This is a genomic window from Microbulbifer harenosus (genome assembly GCF_005771435.1).
GTDB classification, from domain to species: domain Bacteria; phylum Pseudomonadota; class Gammaproteobacteria; order Pseudomonadales; family Cellvibrionaceae; genus Microbulbifer; species Microbulbifer harenosus.
Genome location: NZ_VANI01000002.1, coordinates 190,565 through 214,151, shown reverse-complemented (window position 1 = coordinate 214,151; position 23,587 = coordinate 190,565). Strand labels below are relative to the sequence as shown.

17 protein-coding genes are annotated in these 23,587 nt (G+C 59.7%); 8 read left to right on the top strand and 9 right to left on the bottom strand.

Features of this window, described 5'->3' with window-relative positions; all coding sequences use genetic code 11:
- The first annotated feature begins 151 nt into the window (after positions 1-151).
- A complete protein-coding gene (pgi, locus tag FDY93_RS02005; protein ID WP_138234069.1) occupies positions 152-1,765 on the top strand; it encodes a glucose-6-phosphate isomerase in 1,614 nt (537 codons plus the stop codon).
- Between the two features lie 93 nt (positions 1,766-1,858).
- Here the strand turns inward: pgi and FDY93_RS02000 are convergent, their stop codons facing one another.
- Together FDY93_RS02000 and FDY93_RS01995 are read right to left on the bottom strand one after the other, a co-directional pair.
- Entirely contained in the window at positions 1,859-2,785 is a 927-nt protein-coding gene (locus tag FDY93_RS02000; RefSeq protein WP_171018863.1) for an SMP-30/gluconolactonase/LRE family protein, read from the bottom strand.
- Complete coding sequence (locus tag FDY93_RS01995; RefSeq protein ID WP_220446079.1) at positions 2,778-3,602, bottom strand: SDR family NAD(P)-dependent oxidoreductase; 825 nt, start codon at positions 3,600-3,602, stop codon at positions 2,778-2,780. The genes FDY93_RS02000 and FDY93_RS01995 overlap by 8 nt, the downstream gene beginning before the upstream one ends.
- Positions 3,603-3,850: 248 nt before the next feature.
- On the opposite strand from FDY93_RS01995, the gene FDY93_RS01990 reads away from it, so the two are divergent.
- From FDY93_RS01990 to FDY93_RS01980, 3 genes are all read left to right on the top strand, one after another.
- Positions 3,851-6,559, top strand: a complete 2,709-nt coding sequence (locus FDY93_RS01990) for a TonB-dependent receptor (RefSeq protein WP_138234067.1) — start codon at positions 3,851-3,853, stop codon at positions 6,557-6,559.
- Between the two features lie 97 nt (positions 6,560-6,656).
- Positions 6,657-7,871 (top strand): glycoside hydrolase family 53 protein, encoded by a 1,215-nt coding sequence (locus tag FDY93_RS01985; RefSeq protein WP_138234066.1) that lies wholly within the window; start codon positions 6,657-6,659, stop codon positions 7,869-7,871.
- Positions 7,868-10,273: a glycoside hydrolase family 2 TIM barrel-domain containing protein gene (locus tag FDY93_RS01980; protein ID WP_138234065.1), complete on the top strand. Its 2,406-nt coding sequence runs from the start codon at positions 7,868-7,870 to the stop codon at positions 10,271-10,273. The genes FDY93_RS01985 and FDY93_RS01980 overlap by 4 nt, the downstream gene beginning before the upstream one ends.
- A gap of 48 nt (positions 10,274-10,321) precedes the next feature.
- Here the strand turns inward: FDY93_RS01980 and FDY93_RS01975 are convergent, their stop codons facing one another.
- The gene (locus tag FDY93_RS01975) at positions 10,322-11,035 is read right to left on the bottom strand and encodes a FadR/GntR family transcriptional regulator (RefSeq protein ID WP_138234064.1); all 714 of its coding nucleotides are present in this window, start codon (positions 11,033-11,035) and stop codon (positions 10,322-10,324) included.
- Positions 11,036-11,233: 198 nt separating this feature from the next.
- Here FDY93_RS01975 and FDY93_RS01970 point away from each other — a divergent pair, with 198 nt between their 5' ends.
- Genes FDY93_RS01970 through FDY93_RS01955 form a run of 4 tightly spaced genes read left to right on the top strand, consistent with a single transcriptional unit; the run spans position 11,234 to position 16,203 of the window.
- A complete protein-coding gene (locus FDY93_RS01970; RefSeq protein ID WP_138234063.1) occupies positions 11,234-12,988 on the top strand; it encodes an IlvD/Edd family dehydratase in 1,755 nt (584 codons plus the stop codon).
- Positions 12,988-13,968, top strand: a complete 981-nt coding sequence (locus tag FDY93_RS01965) for a 2-dehydro-3-deoxygalactonokinase (protein WP_138234062.1) — start codon at positions 12,988-12,990, stop codon at positions 13,966-13,968. The genes FDY93_RS01970 and FDY93_RS01965 overlap by 1 nt, the downstream gene beginning before the upstream one ends.
- A gap of 32 nt (positions 13,969-14,000) precedes the next feature.
- Complete coding sequence (locus FDY93_RS01960) at positions 14,001-14,621, top strand: 2-dehydro-3-deoxy-6-phosphogalactonate aldolase (RefSeq protein WP_138234061.1); 621 nt, start codon at positions 14,001-14,003, stop codon at positions 14,619-14,621.
- Between the two features lie 25 nt (positions 14,622-14,646).
- Complete coding sequence (locus FDY93_RS01955) at positions 14,647-16,203, top strand: sodium/sugar symporter (RefSeq protein WP_138234060.1); 1,557 nt, start codon at positions 14,647-14,649, stop codon at positions 16,201-16,203.
- Between the two features lie 101 nt (positions 16,204-16,304).
- Here the strand turns inward: FDY93_RS01955 and FDY93_RS01950 are convergent, their stop codons facing one another.
- The 6 genes from FDY93_RS01950 to FDY93_RS01925 form a co-directional block, all read right to left on the bottom strand.
- Positions 16,305-17,057 carry a slipin family protein gene (locus FDY93_RS01950; RefSeq protein ID WP_138234059.1) on the bottom strand — a complete coding sequence of 251 codons (753 nt, stop codon included), beginning with the start codon at positions 17,055-17,057 and terminating at the stop codon, positions 16,305-16,307.
- Positions 17,058-17,075: 18 nt separating this feature from the next.
- The gene (locus tag FDY93_RS01945) at positions 17,076-18,518 is read right to left on the bottom strand and encodes an NfeD family protein (RefSeq protein ID WP_138234058.1); all 1,443 of its coding nucleotides are present in this window, start codon (positions 18,516-18,518) and stop codon (positions 17,076-17,078) included.
- A 126-nt stretch (positions 18,519-18,644) separates the two neighbouring features.
- A complete protein-coding gene (gene olsF / locus FDY93_RS01940) occupies positions 18,645-20,321 on the bottom strand; it encodes a bifunctional ornithine lipid synthase OlsF (RefSeq protein WP_138234057.1) in 1,677 nt (558 codons plus the stop codon).
- Entirely contained in the window at positions 20,318-21,109 is a 792-nt protein-coding gene (locus FDY93_RS01935) for a UDP-2,3-diacylglucosamine diphosphatase (protein WP_138234056.1), read from the bottom strand. The genes olsF and FDY93_RS01935 overlap by 4 nt, the downstream gene beginning before the upstream one ends.
- A 166-nt stretch (positions 21,110-21,275) precedes the next feature.
- Entirely contained in the window at positions 21,276-22,079 is an 804-nt protein-coding gene (locus tag FDY93_RS01930) for a hypothetical protein (protein WP_138234055.1), read from the bottom strand.
- Between the two features lie 4 nt (positions 22,080-22,083).
- On the bottom strand, positions 22,084-23,457 hold the full coding sequence (locus FDY93_RS01925) for a hypothetical protein (RefSeq protein ID WP_138234054.1): 1,374 nt from the start codon (positions 23,455-23,457) through the stop codon (positions 22,084-22,086).
- Between the last annotated feature and the right edge of the window lie 130 nt (positions 23,458-23,587).

Sequence of the window (23,587 nt, the reverse complement as noted above, 5' to 3'; positions counted from 1 at the left end):
CGGTATTCCGCGACCGCGCGATTGAGCGCTCCCCCTCCATGCGCCTTCTTCTCATCCATGCGTCTTTACGGCAAACTGGCCGCACCGCACATTTGTCGCTAATATTTGCGCCTTTCTCACGATTATTCCCTTTAACGAAGAATTATTGACCATGGATGCTCTCCCCCTGTCCGCCGCCATCGCCCAATTGCAACAGCACAAGGACCAGCAGCGCTGGTCTCTGCGAGATCTGTTCGCGTCCGACCCGGATCGCGCGCAGGCCTTCAGCGCCGAGGCGGCCGGACTCTATCTGGATTACAGCAAGAATCTGTTGAATGCGGAGACCCTGCAGCAGCTGCTGGCCTACGCTGACACCGCCGGATTGAAAGAGCGTATTGGTGCCCTGCTCTCCGGTACCAACATCAACAACACCGAACACCGCCCCGCCCTGCACACCGCGCTGCGCTTTCAGGGTGAACCCAAAACTGAGCACGAGCAGGCCGTGGCGGATTGCCGCGCGCAGATGGCCAGCTTTGTTGAACAGGTGCACAGCGGCGCCTGGACCGGATTCACCGGCAAGCGCATCCGCCATGTGGTGAACATCGGTATCGGCGGCTCCGACCTCGGCCCGCGCATGGTGTGCGAAGCCCTGCGCCCCTGGCACAACCAAGATCTCACCGTGCATTTTGTCGCGAATGTCGATGGAGCCGACCTCAGCGATACCATCGCGGCCCTGCCGGCGGATGAAACGCTGTTCATCGTCGCCTCAAAGTCTTTCTCCACGCTCGAAACCCGCCAAAATGCGCTTTCCGCACGCCAGTGGGTGCTTGATGCGGGCTGTGCGGAGTCCGATCTGGAGAAGCATTTCGTTGCCGTGAGCAGCAATATCGTGGCGGCGCAGGACTTCGGTATCGCCGCGCAGAATATTTTCCCCATGTGGGACTGGGTTGGTGGCCGCTACTCGCTGTGGTCAGCCATTGGACTGCCCATCGCTCTGGCCTGCAGTTTCGAGGTATACAGCGATCTGCTGAAAGGCGCCAACGCCATGGACCGCCACTTTGCGGAAGCGGCGTTCGCGCAGAATCTTCCGGTGCTGATGGCGCTGATCCACTTCTGGTACCGGCAGTGCTGGGGCGCCGGCAGCCTTGCCGTCCTGCCTTACGCGCAGCGTCTGGCCAAGTTCCCCGCATGGCTGCAGCAACTGGATATGGAGAGCCTGGGTAAGAGCGTAACGCGCGAAGGTCAGCCCCTGCCCTACGCCGCCGGCGCAGTGATTTGGGGGGCGGAAGGCAGCAATGGCCAACACTCCTTCCACCAGCTGCTGCATCAGGGCACCGACATGATTCCTGCGGATTTTGTAGCGATCAAACAGCCTACTTCCGAATTGGAGGAACAGCATCAGTGGCTGCTGGCCTGCTGCCTGAGCCAGAGCCAGGCACTGCTGCGCGGCAAGTCGCTGGCGGAGGCACGCAAAGAACTGGAGGACTCAGGCCACACGCACAAAGAAGTGCATCAGCTGGCGCCACACAAGGTGATTCCCGGCAATCGCCCAAGCAATACGCTGATTGTCGAGAAGCTCGATCCGTTCCACTTGGGCAGTCTGCTGGCCCTGTATGAGCACAAGGTGTTTACCTTCGGCATGCTGCTGGACATCAATCCGTTTGATCAGTGGGGTGTGGAGCTGGGCAAGGTGCTGGGTACTGCGGTGCACTCCGCCATTGCCGGAGAGATTCCAGACGACTGGGACGGCTCTACCGCCTTACTGTTGCAGCGCCTGCTCAAATAAATCGGACGGTGCCAGGCACGGAAGCCAACGCCGGAAAGACGCCGTGCCTCCTCCCGAGGAGGCCGGCACCGCCCTGTGGGCAGCCGAATCGCGCTATGAGGCAAACAGGGCTTCGGCTCTACCGCGCGCGTTATGCACACGGTAGATCAGCAGATTTCCCGCTTCCGGCTCTCGCACCAGTTGCGTATCGTCGAGCCCACAGCAGGCGCTGGTCACAAACAGCGTATCGAAGTCGGCTCCGCCGAACGCGCAGCAGGTAGGCTGGCTCGCCGGTAACGGGAAGGTCTCGGATATCGCTCCGTCGGCGCCATAACGCACCAGCTGCGAAGCCCCCCAATGCGCATTCCACAGGTGACCTTCGGCATCTACCGTAGAGCCATCCGGGTGAACCCCGGCCGGTGTCCGCGCAAATAGGATTTTCTCCCCCAATTGCCCGCTCACGGCGTCAAATTCATATGAATAGATTTCATGGCGGGGTGAGTCTGCGAAGTACAGCCTATCCCCTGCGGACGACCAACTCAGGCTGTTGCTGATGCGGATATCCCCCAAGTGCTCGGTGACCCGGCCATCAGGGTCACAGCAGTACAGGTGTGCCTCGGGAAAACCGGACCGCGCAACATGGTCGCCGTTTTCAATCATCGCCCCCACCCAGAACCGACCCTGCGGATCTACCCGACCATCATTGAGGCGCAGCTCGCGCTGGTCCGGCAGGCGGTACAGCCATTCCACTTCGCCGCTTTGCGGCTGGTAGCGCGCGATGCCGCTGGCGAAGCCGCAGATGAGCCAGTCGCTGCCCCGGATAAACCCGAAAGATGCCAGCCGCTCTTCGGTATCGAACACCTCGAGCGCATCCGTGGTCGGGGTATAGCGGTAAAGCCTGCAGCCGAGAATATCCGTCCAGTACAGCTGCTGGCGCTCGGGGTGCCACAGCGGGCATTCACCCAACTGGTTCGCCACTGGCAGAATGTTGACCAGCTCCAGCTCTACCTTTCCCTGCATACCGGTTGCGATTTCAGACACGACCGCCATCCACAATCAGTTGCTGGCCGGTAATCGCGCGCGACGCGCGGGAGGCGAGAAACAATGCCGACTCCACCAGATCTTCGCCCTGGATCGGGAACTTCAGGCTCTGTTCCGCCAGGCACTCCTGCAACGCCTCTTCAGTAACCCACAGACGTTTCTGACGCTCGGTCATGATCCAGCCGGGGATCAATGCATTGACGCGAATACCCTTTTCACCCAGTTCCCGCGCCGCCGCGCGGGTCAGGCCGACAATGGCGGTTTTCGCGGTGACATAGGCGGGATAACCAGCCAGCGCCAGGTTGGCCGAGTTGGACCCCAGGTTGACGATACTGCCAGCGCCGGATTTCTCCATCGCCCGCGCCGCCCACTGCATGGCGAAAAACTGCGGGCGCAGGTTGGTATTGAGGGAGTCGTCCCACTGTTCCGGTGTCAGGCTGTCGATTGAGTGGCGCGTGTCGCGGGCGGCGTTGTTCACCAATACGTCGAGCCCGCCCATTGCCGCCACCGCATCCGCCATCGCCTGTTCAAGCGCAGCGAGGTCGCGAATATCACAGAGGCTGTAATGAGGGCGCTGGCCGGTCTTGGCCTCAATCTGAGCGCATAACTGCGCCGCTGGCGCATCGCGCAGGGAAACAAAGCTCACCCGCGCGCCCTGCAGAGCAAACGCCGCGGTGAGATAGGCGCCAATACCCGAGCCGCCGCCGGTAATAAACACCCGCTTGCCTTCAAGGTCCCAGTAAGGGGTAATTTTCTCCAGCTCACCACTGGCAAACACCTGGTCGAAATCATCCATTTGCAGATCGTCATGGGACATAACTCATCACCTCTCTTATTTTCGGTCGGGTTTAAACATTCGGGCTCTGGTTGCCAGGGCCAAAGATACTGAATCCCCGCCTGCAAGTCGATTTATATTATTATTAAGACAAATAGGACGGGACAACCTCGTTGCTTTTGATAGTATTTATCATATATATTTGACCAGCAGTACACGAGAATTGACGTTTTGTACGAAGCGAAGTCACAAAAATAGACCGACAGAACACCATAAGGATGAGAGCGACAATGATAAAGATCCACCACCCTCAGTCCGCCGTCAGCCAGGCCGCCTTGATGCTGGCACTGGGACTCACCACCTCCATCACCGTGGCGCAGGAGGACAGTGACGCAGTACTGGAAGAGATCGTTGTTACCGGCACCTACCAGAAGAGCCTGCAGTCAGCACTGAACCAGAAGCGCGACGCCAACAGTATTGTTGAAGCGATCTCCGCCGAAGACATCGGCCAGCTGCCGGACGTCTCCATTACCGAGACACTGGCGCGCCTGCCGGGCCTGGCACAGGACCGCGACCGCGGCAACGGCAGCCAGATTTCCATCCGCGGCATGGGCGGCCAGCTCGGCCTTACCACCCTGAACGGCCGCGAGGTTGCCACCGTCGAAGAAGACCGCAATATCCGCTACGACCAGTTCCCGTCAGAGCTGATCAACGCCGCACAGGTATACAAATCCCCCACCGCCAGCCTCACCGAGGGCGGCGTATCCGGCACCGTCAACCTGAAAACGGTGGCGCCCCTGGACTACGATGAGCGCGTGGTTTCGATCAATTTTCGCGGCTCGCAACAAGAACTGGCGAGCGGCATTGACGACGCCATCAACAGTGGTATTGGCACCCGCTACAGTGTCGCCTTTATCGACAAGTTCGCCGACGACACTCTGGGGGTAGCCATCGGTATCTCCGGCCAGGAGCAGCCGATCGGCACCCAACGCGCGGAGCTCTGGAACTACGGCGACACCTGGCACAACACGCAGTGGAATGACGAAGAGGGCAAGAACGTCAACGCCCCGTGGGGTGGTTCTGCACTGGTGCGCGGCGGCAGCGACAAGCGCCTCGGCACCATGGCGGTGGTCGCCTGGGAGCCGAGCGACGCCTTCAGCCTGAGCTACGACTTTTTCTATTCCCGTCTGGAGATCGACGAGACCCAACGCGGCTTCGACTTCGAGATAGACCCGGCGTACGCACGCCAGTGGGATATCATCAAAAGTATCGACAGCCAGTACGCCAACTCGGACGCCGGCACTGTCGACCTGCTCAGCGGTCGCGTGGGCCTGAGTTCCCTGCGCAACCTGAACGAAGAGTTTACCCAGAAAGATTCCCTCCAGAGCCACGGCCTGGCGCTGGAGTGGAATACCGAGTCCTGGGTATTCGGTGCCGACCTCTCCTACTCTTCCGCCGATCGCGACCGCCGCTGGGCCTCTCTGCGCACCGTCAATACCAGCGAAGACATGTACGCCACCTTCGGTGCGACCGGCGACAACCGCATGACCTTTGTGCTCGACCCGGGTGTCAGCCTCACCGATCTCAACCAGAATGTCATCGATAATATCGAAGTGCGCCCGCTGGCATCCGGTTCCGACACCATCAGCGCAGTCGCCCTGAACGCGGATTACCTGTTCAGCGACGGTATTTTCTCCTCGGTGTCTTTTGGCACCCGCGTATCGCAGCGGGAAAAGAGCGTCGACGCCCAGCGCTGGGAGCAATTCGCCGTGGACGGCAACACGATTACCTCCGACCTGGTGATTGATGCCGCCGGCGAGGACTACTGGAGCGATCTGCCGGAATACCTGGCGCTCGACCGCGAAACGGTGATTGCCGATTACTTCAACGGCCTCACAAACCCCACACCGGGCGATCACAACGATCTGATGGGCAGCTGGGAGGTGAACGAAGACATCACCGCGGCGTTTGTACAACTGAATCTCGACACTGCCATCGCCGGCATCCCGGTCACCGGTAACGTGGGTGTCCGCTGGGCGCGCACCGACACCGCCACCAGCAGCCACCAGATCACCCCGGCCGTATGGGTTGAAAACGCCGACGGTAGCTGGGCCGAGATTCCCGCAGAAGCCATCGCGGTCAGCACCGACAACCGCTACACCGATGTACTGCCCAGCCTGAACCTCAATTTTGGCGTAACCGAAGACAGCCAGGTACGCCTCGCGGTGGCGAAGACCATCGCCCGCGCACCGCTGGACTGGCTGAGCCCGGCGCTGGATCTGGGACAGGACCAGTGGGGCGCCAACCCCGGAGAGTCCGGCTCCGGCAACCCCTACCTTGAGCCCTTCCGCGCCAATCAGACGGACCTCAGCTACGAGTGGTACTTCGCGGAGAACAGCAGCGTCGCCGCCACCCTGTTCTACAAGGACATGGAATCGTTCATTTCTCGCGAAGCGGGCGCCGAAACCGTGGAATACGAAGGCACCGAATACAGCGTGTCGCTGCCGGTCAACGGCAGTGGCGGCTATATCCGTGGTTACGAGTTGATGTACCAGCAGCCCCTCACCTTCCTGCCCGGTTACCTCAGTGGCCTCGGTATTTACGCGAACTACGCCTTTACCGAATCCAACATCAAGCAGGGCACCCCGCTGAATGCCACACCGTTCGGCCTCACCGGACTGTCTGAACACGTGGGCACCGCCACCCTGTGGTACTACATGAACGGCTTTGAAACCCGCGTTTCCTACAACTACCGCAGTGAATTCCAGCGGGACATCAACCGCGTCTCCGGCGAGGAAGGGGTCAACGCCGACGAGGGATATGTGGATCTCAGCATGTCGTACGAGGCGACGGAGAACCTGAAACTGCTATTCCAGGTACAGAACCTCACGGACGAGCCCTACGAGGTGTACGGACTGGAATCCAACAACCCGTATCACATCAACAAGTACGAAGAATTTGGCCGCCGCTTCAGCGTCGGCTTCAACTGGAAACTGTAAGTTTCCGGTTGCTGGACTCTTCGTCACTGGACCGGGCGCCCCGCCGCCCGGTCCTTTCCATCTCGCCGATGCCTACTGAGTTTCTGACTGGAATCCCATGCGAAATCAGATTTTTTTGCTCGGCCTCGCCGCAGCGCTGGCCGGATGCCAATCCACCCCCACGATTAACTCCACCCCCACCAGTTCCACCGTTGCAGCGGAAGCCCCTCTGTTTTACGCCGGCGCGGACCTCTCCTACGTCAATGAAATGGAAGATTGCGGCGCCCGCTTTCTGGTCAACGGCGAAGCCCGCGACCCGGTACAGATCTTTGCGGATGCCGGCACCAACCTGGTGAGAGTACGCCTGTGGCACAACCCGCAATGGACCAACTATTCCAACTTTGAAGACGCCGCCAAAATGCTGGCCCGCGCCAAACAGGCCGGCCTGCCGGTACTGCTGGACTTCCACTACTCCGACACCTGGGCCGATCCCGAAAAGCAGATTGTGCCCGCCGCCTGGGAACACATCGTGGGCGATACCGCGGCACTGGGCGACGCCCTCTACCGCTACACCTTTGATTCCCTCGCCGAGCTTGAGCGCCGCGGCCTGGTGCCAGACATGGTGCAGGTTGGCAACGAAACCAATAACGAGATTCTGCAAACCGCGGAATCCATGCAGCACGAAACCATTGACTGGCACAGAAACGCCGCCCTGCTGGACCGCGGCTTGCAGGCGGTGGCGGATTTCAACCGGCAACACAACACCGACATCCAGCGTATGCTGCACATCGCGCAGCCGGAGAATGCCCTCAACTGGTTTGCGGATGCGGAAAAATACCTGCAACAGGATTACGAGCTGATCGGTCTCAGCTATTACGGCAAATGGTCCGAGTACAGTGTGTCTTCCGTGGGTGAGGCCATCGTCGAACTGCGGGAGAAATTCGGCAAAGACGTGATCATCGTCGAAACCTCCTATCCCTGGACACTGAAGAATTACGACCAGGCGGAAAACGTGCTCGGCAGTGACAGCCTGGTGCCCGGGTATCCCGCCACGGCGGAGGGCCAACTGCGCTACCTGGACGACCTCGCCAACACGGTAAAAAATGCCGGGGGCATCGGCGTGGTCTACTGGGAGCCCGCCTGGGTCAGCACGCAGTGCAAAACCCTGTGGGGCCAGGGCTCCCACTGGGAAAATGCCGGGATGTTCGACCCGGCAAGGCACAATGCACCGCTGCCGTCCCTGGCATTTTTCAAGCGTCACGCCGCAACCCCTGCCGCGGAAATGGGTACCGATAAAAAATCCGCGATGAAGAACACCGAGGACAAACAATGAAATCCCTTGCCATAAAAAGTGGCCTGCTCGCCAGCGCGCTCGCTCTCGCCGCCTGCGGCCAGTCCGGTCCGGAGCAGAAACCGGAGCAAAATCGTACTGCCCTTACCATCAGTGCCGCGCAACACGGGGTAGGCCAGCCGATCAGTCTGAACAAGGGCTGGGAGTTCACCCGTGCCGACGAGGTACTCACCAAGGAACAGGTGCGGCAATCCGCAGACTGGCAGAAGGTCGCCCTGCCCCACACCCCGCGTATCGAACCGCGTATTGTCAACGACCAGTGGCAGGGCGATGCCTGGTATCGGCGCACCATCGACACTGATGCCATAGACAGCAGTGGCGGCTGGGCTGGCAAACGGGTGTACATCGATTTTGAAGGGGCAATGAACGCCGCGGAAGTATGGCTGAACGGCGAAAAAATCGCGTCCCATCTGGGGGGCTACCTGCCGTTTACTGTCGATCTCAGCGATCACCTGAAGCCCGGAAAAAATCAGCTGCTGGTGCGTCTGGACAATCGCGATAACGAAACCACCGGTCCCAAGCCACTGGAAAAACTCGATTTCAATATGTACGGCGGCCTCTACCGCAACGCCTGGCTGCGGGTAGAGAATCCAGTGCATATCAGCGACCCGGTACACGCCGGTGAAGTGGCCTCCGGCGGCCTGTTCGTGCGCTATTCCCTGGTCTCCGAACAATCCGCGCAGGTGCAGGTACAGACCCACCTGCGCAACGGTGAGCACACCGGCGCACTGCGCATAGAGCACCGCCTGCTGGACGGAGACAAAGTAGTCGCCAGCGCGCAGCAGCAGATCCCGAGCAGCGCAGAAGCTGCGGTCACCGACAGACAGACGCTGTCCGTCGATGCCCCCAAGCTGTGGTCGCCGTCTTCCCCAAACCTCTATGACCTGCACACCCGTGTCTACGCGGGCGACGCACTGGTGGACGAAGAGCACACCCGCATCGGTATTCGCGAGTTCCGTCTGGAAAATGGCGAGCTGTTTATCAACGGGGAAAAAACGTTCCTGCGCGGCGTCAATCGCCATCAGGAATACCCCTATGTGGGTTATGCCCTGTCCGATGCGGCGCAGTACCGCGATGCGGCGCTGATCAAGGCCGCGGGTTTCGACTATGTGCGCCTGTCCCACTACCCCCACGCCAAGGCATTTATGCGTGCCGCTGACGAGCTGGGTCTGGTACTGCTGGACGCGGTGCTCGGCTGGCAGTATTACAGCGACAATCCCGCCTTTCAGGACCACGTGGTACAGACCTGCCGCGATCTTATCCGCCGCGACCGCAACCACCCCTCGGTATTGGCCTGGGAGTGCTCGCTGAATGAATCCTGGATGCCCGAGCCGTTTATCGACCGTCTGCACGCCGCGGTACACGAGGAATTCCCCGGCGAGAATGTCTACTCCGGCGGCTGGCAGAGCTACGGCTACGACATCTACCTGCAGGCCCGCCAGCATCGCCTGGATCACTATGAAGAGCCCACCAAACCCTACATCGTGTCCGAGTATGGGGACTGGGAATACTACGCCATGAACGCAGGCCTGAACCAGGACAGCTGGGGCGACCTGATGCAGTCCGACCGCTCCAGCCGCCAGCTGCTGGGCGACGGCGAAAAACGTTTGCAGCAGCAGGCGCTCAATATCATGGAAGCGCACAACGACAACTTCAACACGCCCGCCTTCGCCGACGGCTACTGGGTGATGTTCGACTACAACCGCGGCTACGCCGATGACCTGGAAGCCTCCGGCATCATGAGCATCGAACGCAGACCCAAGTTCAGCTACTACTTCTACCAGAGCCAACGCGACGCCGACGATTTTGCCGGCCCGCTGGCAGGTGGTTACATGGTGCATATCGCCAGCCACTGGCAGGCGGACTCCAGCAGCAGCTTCTATGTCTTCAGCAACGCGGACGAAGTGGAAATTCTGTTGAACGGCAACGCCATTGCGCGCACCACACCGGACAGCCGCTTCAGCAACCTCAGGCACCCGCCATTTCACTTTGAACTGCCGGAATTTGTACCGGGCACTCTGGAAGCCGTGGCCTATGCAGGCGGCAGGGAAGTTGCCAGGCATCGCCTGGCCACCGCCGGCGAAGCTCGGCAGCTGGCGCTGAACGTCGACACCGCCGGCATCGCTCCGGTGGCCGGCGGCAAAGACCTTTTGTTCGTGCACGCCGCCCTGCTGGACAAAAACGGCAACCGCACCCACACCAACGGTATCCCGGTAACCTTCTCCGTTAGCGGCGATGCGGAACTGGTATCGCCGGCCGCACTGAACAGTGAAGACGGTGTAGCCAGCGCGCTGATCCGGGTGGGTGAGAAGCTGGACGGTATCGCCATTACCGCCAACGCTCCGCAGCTGGAAGCGGCGACGGTAAAACTGCCACTGAAGTGATGCTGAATAGCGCCGGGGTAACCCGGCGCTCTTGTATGCGTCAAACGATCACGCTGCAACTTTCGTAATCTTCGCTTCCAGCAGCGACAGCGCCTCTTCCAGCATATCGCGCATCATCACTCGCGCCTTTTCGCTCTGCCCTTCGCGGATGGCAACATAGATGGCCTGGTGATCGCTCACATCCGCCGCCGTTACGCCCTTGATCTGGTTGGTATGGCGAATGCTGAACCGCAGCGCGGTGGCACAGAAGGCGCGCAACTGGGTCAGGAAGCGATTTCCGCTGGCCGACAGAATTGCCGTGTGAAACGCGATATCCGCCTCCAGCGGGTCTTCCATTCCCTGCTCCGCCAGCCTCATCCGCTCCAGTGCCGCACCGATCCCCGCGATCCGCTCCTCATCCCCCAGCTGCGCCGCCAACGCCGCCGCTTCCGGTTCAATGGAAATACGCATCTGAATGAAATCCCGCAACAACAACAGGTTCGGGCGGCTCGCCAACAGCCAGTGCAGCACATCGGTATCAAACAGGTTCCACTCACTCTCCGGCAGAATGCGAATGCCCTGGCGGGGACGGGAGGAGAGCAGGCCCTTGGCCGCGAGCATTTTTACCGCCTCGCGGGTAGCACTGCGGGAAACCCCGAACATCTCCGACAGTTCCGCCTCCGAGGGCAGGGCGGCATTCGGGGGATAGCGACCGTTCAGAATATCCATCCCCAGACTGTGCACCACCTGCTGGGTCAGGTTGCGACCGGAATCCATTGCCATTACATACTCCCACCACTTGATTTAATATGACAAATCATACAGTAATCCGTCTGAGGCCACGAACGGGCGCGTTCCTGTTGCCAATGCCAGGAGGGAATCCCACAAAACGGCTTGCCTCACAAATAAGACATATTTATCATATAAAACAACTTTGAGTGATAGGGTGACATTCACCCTGCGATCAGGAATGGCAATTGAATGAGCAACGATAGCGACAAGCCCAATAACAAGGCAGAAAAGCCACGCCGCAGCCAGCTGAGCTACGGCAAGCTGGATAAAGACGGATTTATCCACCGCTCCTGGATGAAAGCCCAGGGCTACCCCGACCACGTCTTCGACGGCCGCCCGATTATCGGCATCTGCAACACCTGGTCTGAAATCACTCCCTGCAACTCTGGCCTTCGGGAAATCGCCGAATACGTGAAGCGCGGTATCTGGGAAGCCGGTGGCGTGCCTCTGGAGTTCCCGGTCACCAGCCTCGGCGAAACCCAGATGCGCCCCACCGCAATGCTGTTCCGCAACCTGCTGGCGATGGACGTGGAAGAATCCATTCGCGGAAACCCCATCGACGGCGTGGTGCTTCTGGGCGGCTGCGACAAGACCACCCCGGGCCAGCTGATGGGTGCTGCCAGCGTCAACCTGCCCACTATCGTGGTCTCCTCCGGCCCCATGCTGAACGGCAAGTTCCGCGGTCGCGATATCGGCTCCGGCACCGACGTGTGGAAATTCTCCGAAGCGGTGCGCGCCGGCGAAATGAGCCAGGAAGACTTCATCGCCGCTGAAAGCGGCATGTCCCGCTCCCGCGGCGTGTGCATGACCATGGGCACCGCCTCTACCGTCTCCAACCTGGTGGAGGCCATGGGCCTGTGCCTGCCCTACAACGGCTCCATCCCCGCCGTGGATGCCCGCCGCCAGGCTATGGCGCATATGAGCGGCCGCGAGATTGTGCGACTGGTGCGCGACGATGTGCGTATGAAAGACATCGTTACCAAGGACTCTCTGATCAACGCGATCAAGGTGAACGCCGCCGTGGGTGGTTCCACCAACACCGTGATGCACCTGCTGGCGCTGGCCGGACGCCTGGAAATCGACCTGCAACTGGAAGACTTCGACCGCTACAGCCGCGACCTGCCGTTGCTGGTAGACCTGATGCCGTCGGGGCGCTTCCTGATGGAGGACTACCACTACGCGGGCGGCCTGCCTGCGGTGATGAAAAAAATCGCCGGCTTTCTGGAGCTGAGCGCAGCGACCGTCAGCGGTGTCTCCCTCGGCGAACAGATCGAACACGCCGAGTGCTACAACGACGACGTGATCCGCGATATCGACAACCCGGTGAAGGAAAACTCCGGCATCTGGGTACTGCGCGGCAACCTTTGCCCTCAGGGTGCCATCATCAAACCAAACGCAGCCTCTCCCGAGCTGTTGAACCACACCGGTCGCGCTGTGGTGTTTGAGTCCATTGAGGATTACCACGCGCGCAAGGACCTGCCGGAACTGGATATCGACGAGCATTGCATCATGGTGCTGAAGGGGTGCGGTCCCAAGGGCTATCCGGGCATGCCGGAAGTGGGCAACATGGCGCTGCCGAAAAAACTGCTGGAAAAAGGCATCAAGGACATGCTGCGTATTTCTGATGCGCGCATGAGCGGTACCGCCTTCGGTTCGGTAATCCTGCACGTGGCCCCGGAAGCCAGCGCCGGTGGCCCGCTGGCGGTGGTGCGCGACGGTGATCTGATTGAGTTCAATGGCGAAGCCCGCAGCCTCAACCTGAAAATTTCCGACGATGAACTGCAGGCGCGCCTCGAAGTGTGGCACGCCAACAAACCGGCTCCCACCTATCACCGCGGCTACGCCAAACTGTATGTCGACACGGTGCTGCAGGCGGACCAGGGCGCAGACCTGGATTTCCTGGTGGGCGGTTCCGGTGACGAAGTCTCGCGGGAATCCCACTGATGTCTGCGGTCAATACCGACATCACCGCGGGCGTCAGGCAGGGGTTTATCGCCATCGACTGGGGCACCAGCAGCTTCCGCCTGCGGGCGCTTGACGAACGGGGTACGCTGGTGGCGCAGTCGGATTCCGCCAACGGCGTCTCCCGCCTCGGCCGCGACGGCCTGCTGCCCTTTTTACAGGCGGAAATCGCCCGGCTGCCCGATGCGGCGCGTGCCTATCCCGTCATTCTGTGCGGCATGATCGGCTCCAATATCGGCCTGCGGGCTGTGCCCTATGCGCAGTGCCCGCTGGACCCGGCCACGCTGGCAGACCAGATGGCGTCAATTTCCGCAACTCAGGACGAGTCCCCCCGGATGCACATCGTGCCCGGCGTCTGCGCGCGCGGCGCAACCGGCGAGCTGGAAGTCATGCGCGGTGAGGAAACCCAGATCATCGGCTGGTTGCAGCAAGCAGATGCAGCGCAGAAACAGCGAAGCCTGTTGTGCCTGCCGGGCACCCACGCAAAGTGGGTACAAATCCGCGATGGCCAGATACACGCATTTACCACCGCCATGACCGGCGAGCTCTATGCACTGCTGAGTGAACACAGTGTGCTGGTGCAGGGCGAACAGCAATTCGACGACACCGCATTCCTTGCCGGTGTAGAAGCCAGCCGCAGTGACTCAACAAGCAGTGGCGCCCTGCTGCAGCAGTTGTTCAGCGCGCGCACCCGCGTACTGGACAACAAACTGCATCCGCAACACAGCGCAGCCTATCTATCCGGGTTGTTGATCGGCAGCGAGATCCGCCACGCCGTCGCCGGAGAAAATCATCCCCCTGCAGTGCAGCTGATCGGTTCGGAGCGGATTACCCGGCTGTACCGCCAGGCGCTGCAAAGTATGGAAATAGAGTGCCACTGCCACGACGGGGAGTCCCTGGCGCTCGCGGGTCTCGCTTTTTTTGCACGCCAGCTCGCCCCCCGACAAACCGCTCCCGCATAGACGGGAAAAGAAAACCATAAGGACAACAACCGATGAGCGAGAAAAAAATACTGCCGCTGGTGGCCATTCTGAGAGGCATTACACCGGAAGAAGTGATTCCTGTAGCGGACGCCATTTATCAAGCCGGCTTCCACTATATCGAAGTGCCGCTCAACTCCCCGCGCCCGCTTGAGAGTATCGCCAGGCTGGTTGAACATTTCGGAGACCGGGCCTGCTGTGGCGCCGGCACGGTAACCGCGACGGCGCAGGTCGAAGCCGTGGCCGAGACCGGGGCCAGGTTGATTGTCTCCCCCAACTGCGATCAGGACGTGATCCGCCGCACCATCGCACTCAAGATGGTGAGTATGCCCGGTATCCAGACCCCCACCGAAGCCTTCTCGGCGATTGCCGCCGGTGCCCGATACCTGAAACTGTTTCCCGCGGTCAACCTCGGCCCTGGCTATGTAAAAAACCTGAAAGCGGTACTGCCGGGTGACATAGATCTGCTCGCGGTAGGCGGTGTCAATCTGGACAGCATGCGCGAATTCTTCCTCGCGGGTACCCGCGGCTTTGGTATCGGCAGCGATCTGTACAAGCCGGGGAGAACACCGGAAGAGGCCGCGCAGGTGGCACAGCAATATATCGAAAAATATCACTCCATTTCACAACAATAACGAACCGATTCCGGTGAGGTAACACATGGCGTTGACGAGTCTGGATATAACCGTATTCGCGGCATACTGCATTTTATTAATGGGCATAGCCTGGTGGGTCTCGCGGGAAAAAGCCGGCCACCAGCGCGACAGCTCCGACTATTTTCTCGCGGGCAATACCCTGCCGTGGTGGGCCATCGGTACTTCGCTGATCGCCTCGAATATTTCCGCCGAGCAGATCATCGGCATGTCGGGCTCCGGCTACGCCATCGGTCTCGCCATCGCCTCCTATGAATGGATGGGTGCGATCACGCTGATCATTATCGGCAAATATTTCCTGCCTACGTTTCTCGACAAAAAAATCTACACCATGCCCCAGTTTCTGGCGCAGCGCTTCGACCAGCGGGTACAGCTGGTGATGGCGTTTTTCTGGCTGGCGGTGTACACCTTTGTGAATCTCACTGCGGTGCTGTACCTGGGGGCGCTGGCGATCAAAACCATCGCCGGTATCGATATGCTGTACGGTATGCTGTTCCTGGCATTGTTCTCCGTAGCCTACTCTCTGTATGGCGGCCTTAAGGCAGTGGCATTCACCGATATCCTGCAGGTGGCACTGTTGGTGTTTGGCGGTCTGCTGGTGACTTACCTGGCCCTCGACACCATTGCCGAGGGCAATGGCGTGATCACCGGGTTCGGCATGCTGTTGGATCGGGTTCCGCAGAGCTTCGACATGATTCTGTCGCCGGAGCATGAAGACTACGTGAGCCTGCCGGGTATTTCTGTTCTGGTTGGCGGCCTGTGGGTAATGAATCTCTCTTACTGGGGCTTCAACCAGTACATAACCCAGCGCACCCTCGCGGCTAAAAGCCTGCGCGAAGCACAAAAGGGGATTACGCTGGCGGCCTTTCTGAAACTGCTGATGCCGGTGCTCGTGGTGCTGCCTGGCATTGCCGCCCTGGTACTGGCGCCAAACCTGGAGCGCCCGGACCAGGCCTACCCGGAAATGATGAAACTCGTTCCCGCCGGCCTGCTGGGCCTGACCTTCGCCGCGCTGGTCGCCGCCATTGCCTCATCCCTCGGTTCCATGGCCAACAGCATATCGACCATTTTCACCATGGACATCTACCGCCAGCTGGTACGCCAACCGCCCAGTGAAAAACACCTGGTTACCATTGGCCGCATTGCTGCCCTGGTCGCAATGGTGATTGCGATGATTATCGCCCAGCCGCTGCTCGGCCAGATGGAGCAGGCATTCCAGTATATCCAGGAATTCACCGGCTTCTTCACCCCCGGGGTCGTGGCCATTTTCCTGCTGGGTTTCTTCTATAAAAAAGCCAACGCCACCTCGGCACTGGTAGCCGGCATCAGCTCGGTGGTGCTGTCCGCACTGGCGCGCATCTATTGGCCCGAGCTGCCATTTATGGATCGGGTGGGGCTGGTGTTTGTGGCCTGCCTGGTTCTCGGCATGCTGTTTGCCGGCAAAGAGCACTGCGAGAAGGCCATTCACGCAGAACAGGTGGATTATTCCACTAGCAGTGGATTCAATATCTCCGCGGTGTGTATCAGCCTGATTCTGGTCGCGCTTTACTGGGCCTGGTGGTAACGGGCCCACGGATTTCCCAATTTTTTTCCCTTTTCTCCTACCGCAATCATCTCGCAGGAGATTGGCTCCCGGCATGCCGGGAGCCCTTTTTATTCTTCCCTTCACCCTTTATCCGCTTTTAACAATGGCTTGACCAGATCCAGCGGCAGGGGAAACACAATCGTTGAGTTCTGATCCCCCGCGATATCGATCAGCGTCTGCATATACCGCAACGTAATCGCATTCGAATTTTTGGAGAGCTGGTCCGCCGCTTCAGTAAGCTTCGCCGCGGCCTGAGCCTCCCCCTCCGCATGGATCACTTTCGCCCGCCGTGCGCGTTCTGCCTCTGCCTGCTGTGCAATGGCGCGGATCATACTCTCGTCGAGATCGATGTGTTTGATTTCCACATTGGTCACCTTTACTCCCCAGGCGTCCGTCTGCTCGTCGAGAATTTTCTGGATATCAATGTTGAGCTTGTCGCGCTCCGAAAGCATCTCGTCGAGCTCGTGTTTGCCCAGCACAGAGCGCAACGTGGTCTGCGATAGCTGGCTCACCGCTTCGTGATAGTTTTCCACATTGATGATCGCCGACTGCGGGTCGACAACCCGGTAATACACTACCGCGTTGACCTTTACCGACACATTGTCCCGGCTGATCACGTCCTGGGTGGGAACATCCATTACCACTACACGCAGGTCCACCCGTTCCATGGTCTGGATGACGGGAATGATGATAATCAGCCCCGGTCCCTTCACCGCCTGGAAGCGGCCGAGAAAAAATACCACCGCGCGCTCGTACTCGCGCAGGATGCGGATCGCGTACATCACCACCAGGACAACCGCGAGAAACGCCAGACCGGCAAAGTAACTGAGCATAAACGTCTCCTTGTTTGATTATTCCGGCACTACCTGCAACAGCAATCCCTGCTCCGCCGTCACCTTCACCAGCTGACCTTCTGTCAGCAGATTGTCACAGCGTGCACGCCAGATCTCACCGTCGATTTTCACCAACAATTCCGGTTCCACCACCGACACCACCGCTGTGCGCCCAACCATCGCCTGATTGGCGGCGACAATCGGCTTGCGCAGGCTGCGGCCGACCGCGTACAGAAATCCCAGCAGCGCCAGCCCACTAATTGCAGCAATGGAGCCGATCATCGTCTTGGAAATCCGCATCCCCGGCACATCACTGTCGATCAACATGACCGAACCGATCACCAGCGCAACAACCCCGCCAATACCCAGCGCACCGAAACTCGGCACAAACAGTTCCGCCGCGATCAACAGGGCCCCCACGATAATCAGTGCCAGACCGGCGTAATTGATCGGCAGAACCTGCAGCGCATAAAACGCCAGTAACAGACAAATAATACCCACCACGCCAGGTACAATCGCGCCAGGGCTGTAGCCTTCGAAAATCAGCCCGTAAATGCCGATCAGCAACAGAATGTAGGCCACCTGTGGGTTAGTGATGAGGGACAGCAGTTCGTTGCGCCAGTCCGGCTCGTAGGACACCACAGGCAACTCGGCGATGGTTCCGGAAATTTTCTGTTTCCCGGAAGGCAATATCACATCCCGATCGGCTAGCTGCTGCAGCAGCTGCTGCTGATTGTCCGCCACAATATCCACCACGTTTTCGGCACGCGCTTCTCTCGCGGTCAGGGTCGCGGCGTCTCGCACAGCTTTTTCAGCCCAGTCGGCGTTGCGCCCGTTGCGGTGGGCGAGCCCGCGGATATAGGCGACGGAATCATTGACGACCTTGCGCTCCATCGCGCTCCTCGGATCGCGTTCGCGTTTTTTCGGTTCGCCGTTCTGCTCGCCTTCTTCGCCCGCCTTGTCCTCGGACATCTCCGGCGCTTTCGCCGGCGGCTCCTGTTGGCCTGGCATACCGCCGATCTGTACCGGAGTGGCGGCACCGAGAGTGGTTGAAGGCGTCATCGCCGCCACATGGCTGGCGTAGAGAATATAGGTTCCGGCGCTGGCAGCGCGGGCTCCGGCGGGGGTGACGTAGGTAACGTAGGGAATGTCTGAGGCGAGGATATGCTGGATGATGTCCCGGGTGGCCGCGTCCAGCCCTCCCGGGGTATCCATATTCACGATAAAAAGTCGCGCACCGCCCTTGCGTGCCTTGTCGCTGGTGCGAATCAAATAATCCGTGGTCGCGGGACCAATGGGGCCGCTGATTGAGAGCTGCGCGATATGTGGGCCCCGCCGCTCGGCGGCCGGCTCATTGCCCTCCCCCTGCGACTGCGGCTCCTGCGCTACGCAATAGGTAAAGCAAAGCTGCGCCAGCAGCAGCAAACAGGCGAGCACTCCTTTCGACAACCACTTGTTCATGTCCGTGATCCGGGATGCGAAAAGGCCGAAGAATCACAAGCGTAACAGAATCGCAGAAAGGCAAAGGGGAAAAGGCGCCGGATACAGACGAAGATTGCCCGTATCCGGGAACGGCGTTGCCGCAGATCAATCTGCGGTCAGATAGCGTCGGGCAAACTTGGGATCCACTTTTTCCAGATCCACCACCACCAGGCCATCCACCGAATCGCAAAAGTCCGGATCGATATTGAACGCGTGAAAGCTGGTGCCACCGGGAACGGTCACGGCGGTATATTTTTTGAAAAGCGGGGGCAGTACCACACCTTCATCTTTCAGGATCTGCTTCAGCTGCCGCATGTCGTCGTCGGCATCACCGGTTAGTGCCGGCAGATCCGCGCGCGCTTCCACAAATGGCAGGCGCGCATTGCCCATTGGCGCTTCGGTCGCAAAGTGATGCAGAAAGTAGCGCACGATGGCGGATTTGGCGCGGCGCGAGAAATTACCGGGCATGGACACAGGGCCGAACAGATAGCGGCGGTTGTTGCGTTGAATCCACTGCCCGATACCACACCACAATAAATCGAGCCCACGGCCGCGCCAATAGTCCGGCAGCAGAAAGCTGCGGCCCAACTCGGCAGACGCCGGCAGGCATTCGTCTGGTGAGCGCGCATAACTGAACAGGGTGGTACTGTAGATCCTGTCGGCATCAAGACCATCGGTGCTCACCAGGCGGTAGGCGCCGGCGAGACGCTGGTTGTCTTTGTCCCACAGCAGCAAGTGATCGTACCAGGCGTCAAACGCATCCCAGTCGCGGCTGTTGCCGGTGCCCTCGCCCACGGCGCGGAAGGCAATTTCCCGCAGCCGCGACAGCTCGCGCATTACCACACAGTCCGGTTGCTGCCGGTAGAGTTTCACCTCGAACTCTCCCTGCGCCACCAGAGTTTCGCAGCGCGCCAGTACTGCCGCTACGTCCGCAACCGCTTCCGCCGCGGCAATCGGCTCCGGTGCCAACCCCTGGGGATTTCTGTGCAGACGATAGACCTGTTTTTTCCAAAGCTTGGCCTGTGCCCGCGGCGCCATGGGCCAGTTGCGGTAGTGCTCAGGCGACACCGGAGTGCCGATGCGAATGTCGATTCCGCGGCGCACCTGCTTAAACATCTCCCGCACCAGCCACAGCGTCGACAGCGGCTTGTTGACCATGGACAGGCCGTACCACCACAGCGAGTTCCTGCCGCGCACCTGCACCGGCAATATCGGTGCACCGGTTTTGTCCGCAAAGCGAATAAAGCCCGGGTTCCAGTGGCCATCGCGCACTCCCTGCGGGGTCAGGCGGGATACCTCCCCGGCGGGGAAGACGATGATGGCACCGCCGGCGCGCAGGTGGCTGTAGATGCCTTCCACGTCTTCGCGGCGGGTGCGGCCATTGAAGTTGTCCACCGGCAACAAGTAGCTGCGCAGGGGTTCGATATTCCACAGCAGCTGGCTGGCAACTGCTTTTACATCTTTTCGCACCCTGGCCACCAGGTCGATCAGCGCGAGCCCATCGAGACTGCCCAGCGGATGGTTGGATACAATCACCAGCGGTCCGCTGGCGGGAATTCGCTCCAGTTCCGCCAGATTGACGTCGTAACGGAAATCGAAGGAGCGAAATACCTGGCGGATAAAATCGAGCCCCCCCAGGTGCGGAAAGTGTTTGCCGAACTGCTGAATCTGCTGTTCGCAGCAGATTTTTTTAACCGTGGCGGAAACCAGACGCCGCGCGGGACTTTTCGGCGCGGCGCTGTACCAGGGGTTTTGCTGTAACAGATTTTCAAGATGAATCATGCGGCGACAGCCTCGGTCATGATGCGGGCAATCTTGGGCGCGCGGTGCCAGTGCAGAATGTTCAGGGCACCATCCTTTTCCTCCACTACCGCGGTCATGGAGTCGACCCAGTCGCCGCAGTTGGCATAGGTGATGGCCTGGTCGCGGGCGGCGCTGTGGCGGATACCTGCGCGGTGGATGTGCCCGCAAATAACGCCGTCGAATCCGCGGCGGCCAGTCTCGCGAATCGCCACTTCCTCGAACTTGTTCATCATGCGACGCGCCGCGTTCACGCGGTTTTTCACGTGGTTGGCGAGCGACCACCACGGCTTGTCGAAGCGGCCGCGCCAGTAGTTGATCCAGCGGTTGATTCGCAGCATCAGGTAATAGCTATGGTCACCAATGTGGTAGCTGACCGGATGTATTTCGATGTGGTGCTCAAACTGGTCGCCGTGAGTCACCCAATAGCGTTTGCCGTCAGCGGCGGTATGGGTCCACTCGCGCTCTATGCGGATGTTGCCCAGGCGCTTGCCCGCCCAGCTGCGCATGGGGGCGTCGTGGTTGCCGGGGACGTAGATGATTTCAGGAACGCGGGTGCTCAGGTCAGACAGCATTTCCAGCAGCAGGCTGGAGGCATGGCACCAGCTTCCCCTGCCCTGTGACACCGCCTTCATATCGAAAATATCGCCCACCAGGTACACCGTGTCCGCGGAGTTCTGCGCGAGAAAATCCGCCAGTCGCTGCGGCTCGCTGTCGCGGCTGCCCAGGTGAACATCGGAGATCCACAGGGCGCGATATCGATTACTCATTGGCATGTCCCGTCGTCAGTTAAGGAGATCGTTTTGGGAAATCCTGATGACGGAAACTTTGCTTGAGTTTTCTTACAAATCGGCGGCTGTTTCTTGAAGCTTCTATGTCAACCGGGCAGATTGGAGAAAACCGGTGACAAAAATGCTCAGGTCGGGGAATACAAGTCTAATTTCGCACCCGCTGAATGGCCTCCAGGCGGGAAACACTGTCGAGATAATCTTTCCAGCTGGCCTGCAGCTCGGCGGTCTGGTATTGCTGATACTTCTCGCGGTCCAGCCACAATACCCGGGTGCGCGCCCGGCGCAGGTCGATCAATGGCAGCCCGTCAACGGCCGCCGGGCCCAGTTTGAACACGGAGCCCGCACGCGAGTTCTGGATCATGTCGCTGACGATGGTGAGATGCACATTCTCCGCCGCGGGATCGAAGTGGTTCAGCGCCGCCACATCCGACAACGCTTCGAATATGGGAGATACCGGCTGGTCCCCGCGGGCAACCGCACTGGCAATCGCCCGGTCCAGCGGCAGCTCGAAACGCTCGCGGTACAGCGCCTGTACGAATTGCCGGTTCGCGGTCAGTGCGCTCACATCCCGGCCCGCGTTGGGTTTGCACAGATCGACCACCGGTTCCGAAAGACCGTTGTAGTGATCGTCCAGTACAAAGACCGAAAAGCGATCATTGACCGCAGCCTTGTCCAGTAGCCCCGCCAGATGGGTTTTCAGGAAGTGTGCCTGATGGGCAGACAGGGTATCCGAAGCGTCGATCACGACGATGTACTGTGCAAATCGCGGCAGGCTGGGGTTGCACAGCGATACCGGGTCGTAATTCCGCTCCGGGGCGCGCAATACCGTCAGCGCAAACACCGCCAGCAGCGCGAGAATGGCAAGGCTTACGGCTATCACAGCGAGGCCTTTGCGATCCTCCGCTGAAAAACGGCTTCTGTGCCGCGCGCGGCTTCTTGCTGCTGCCATGGTGTCACGCTCTCCGCAGGCCGTGATCCAGCTCGAGCTTGTCCACCAGTACAGAAAGGGTGTACTGGATTGCTTCACAGCGCTGATTGACGGTCGCGATACCTCGGTCGTATACCTGATCCAGTTCCGCCATCAATTCTTCAAAGGTCGCGAGATCCCGTTGGTGCTGTTCCAGGCCCGTGGTATTGAGGCGCGGCAGCTTGTCCAGCTCAAAGCGCAACAGTTCACCGAAATAGGCGGCGCGACGGTTGAGCATGCGTGTGGAGTAAGACTGGTAGTAGCGCACCAACTCATCCAGCAACCCCTGCGCTTTGACAATGTCTTCCTGATAGTGGCGATGAATTTCCTCACTGCGCTCAATACTGGCTTTGAACTGGATAAACTGCGCGCGCAGGGCCTTCTCTTTTTCCGCCAGCATTTCATGCAGTTCGTCGGCCATCTCATTGACGCTTTCGATCGCGTCCTCGTGGGCCTCGGCCCAGGCCTGCTGCAGGCGGCGCACCCTTCGCGTGATCGCGGTGTATCCGGGGTAGCGGTCATCCACCACAAACAACTTGGCGCACAGCAGCATCAGCGCAATACCGCTGACTACCACCATGATCCAGGAATTGAAATCGTCGATCGCAAGTGGCTGCGCACGCAGATGTTGGATGGCGAGCTGCGAGGCGGTAAAGGGGTCCTGCTCCAGTGCCTCGCGGTAGTGCCCGACCCCCAGCACGAAAACGACCGCAAGTGTAACCACGGCCGCAAGCATCACCGCGGCAATCGTTTTTCTCGCCAGGTTTACATGGAAGCAGTTCCTGAGTGAAACCGCCAGAATCGCGGCAAATCCGAGGTTAATCAGGGAAATGATGAATGCCTGAAAGAATCCTCCCACCAACCCAAGCTCACTTCCCCGGGAGAGAAAAAAGGCATTCAGCATTGTTTCGAGAATGACGATAAAAAAGATGACGGAGTAGTGCATCAGCTTCGACTCACGATACTCCGCTTCGCGGGTGAGCCCGTTGCGATGGCGAAAGATCTCCAGGTCCATACGCAACGCGGAGTAATCCTGCGCGCCGCACTTGAGCCCGCTGATCAGACTTGCCAGGCGGCCGCCGATTTTCTTCTCCACCAGGGATTCTGCATTTTTCAGCTCCTGATAGAGCTGGCGAATTTCTACCCCGCTTCGGTCCGCCAGTTCCCGGTCCAGTTCCGACTGTCGGTTTTCATGCACTCTGCCAATGACCTCACGCACCACATAAGCGCGCAGGCTCTCTTCGCTCTCTGTGTGGTTGCGGCGGTCTACCTCCGGGATACCCGCTTTGACGTCGCGCTCAACACGTTGTTCGATCTTGAGATCGGAGATAGCGGTTCTGATGGCCGGTATTGAATTCATGCAATCACCTAAAAACTTCCACGACATTTTAGGTTTCGGAAATTTCCACGCCCGCCGCGCGATTCCTCCCACAGCCCGGATCGCGAATGGGCGATCGACACATTCCTCTAATCAGATTAGTTCGCCGCCG

Bases quoted from the DNA above. Each gene is read 5' to 3' on its own strand.
- pgi (WP_138234069.1), top strand. From the start codon at position 152: ATGGATGCTCTCCCCCTGTCCGCCGCCATCGCCCAATTGCAACAGCAC.
- FDY93_RS01995 (WP_220446079.1), bottom strand. From the start codon at position 3,602: ATGTCCCATGACGATCTGCAAATGGATGATTTCGACCAGGTGTTTGCC.
- FDY93_RS01990 (WP_138234067.1), top strand. From the start codon at position 3,851: ATGATAAAGATCCACCACCCTCAGTCCGCCGTCAGCCAGGCCGCCTTG.
- FDY93_RS01985 (WP_138234066.1), top strand. From the start codon at position 6,657: ATGCGAAATCAGATTTTTTTGCTCGGCCTCGCCGCAGCGCTGGCCGGA.
- FDY93_RS01980 (WP_138234065.1), top strand. From the start codon at position 7,868: ATGAAATCCCTTGCCATAAAAAGTGGCCTGCTCGCCAGCGCGCTCGCT.
- FDY93_RS01975 (WP_138234064.1), bottom strand. From the start codon at position 11,035: ATGGCAATGGATTCCGGTCGCAACCTGACCCAGCAGGTGGTGCACAGT.
- FDY93_RS01970 (WP_138234063.1), top strand. From the start codon at position 11,234: ATGAGCAACGATAGCGACAAGCCCAATAACAAGGCAGAAAAGCCACGC.
- FDY93_RS01965 (WP_138234062.1), top strand. From the start codon at position 12,988: ATGTCTGCGGTCAATACCGACATCACCGCGGGCGTCAGGCAGGGGTTT.
- FDY93_RS01960 (WP_138234061.1), top strand. From the start codon at position 14,001: ATGAGCGAGAAAAAAATACTGCCGCTGGTGGCCATTCTGAGAGGCATT.
- FDY93_RS01955 (WP_138234060.1), top strand. From the start codon at position 14,647: ATGGCGTTGACGAGTCTGGATATAACCGTATTCGCGGCATACTGCATT.
- FDY93_RS01950 (WP_138234059.1), bottom strand. From the start codon at position 17,057: ATGCTCAGTTACTTTGCCGGTCTGGCGTTTCTCGCGGTTGTCCTGGTG.
- FDY93_RS01945 (WP_138234058.1), bottom strand. From the start codon at position 18,518: ATGAACAAGTGGTTGTCGAAAGGAGTGCTCGCCTGTTTGCTGCTGCTG.
- olsF (WP_138234057.1), bottom strand. From the start codon at position 20,321: ATGATTCATCTTGAAAATCTGTTACAGCAAAACCCCTGGTACAGCGCC.
- FDY93_RS01935 (WP_138234056.1), bottom strand. From the start codon at position 21,109: ATGAGTAATCGATATCGCGCCCTGTGGATCTCCGATGTTCACCTGGGC.
- FDY93_RS01930 (WP_138234055.1), bottom strand. From the start codon at position 22,079: ATGGCAGCAGCAAGAAGCCGCGCGCGGCACAGAAGCCGTTTTTCAGCG.
- FDY93_RS01925 (WP_138234054.1), bottom strand. From the start codon at position 23,457: ATGAATTCAATACCGGCCATCAGAACCGCTATCTCCGATCTCAAGATC.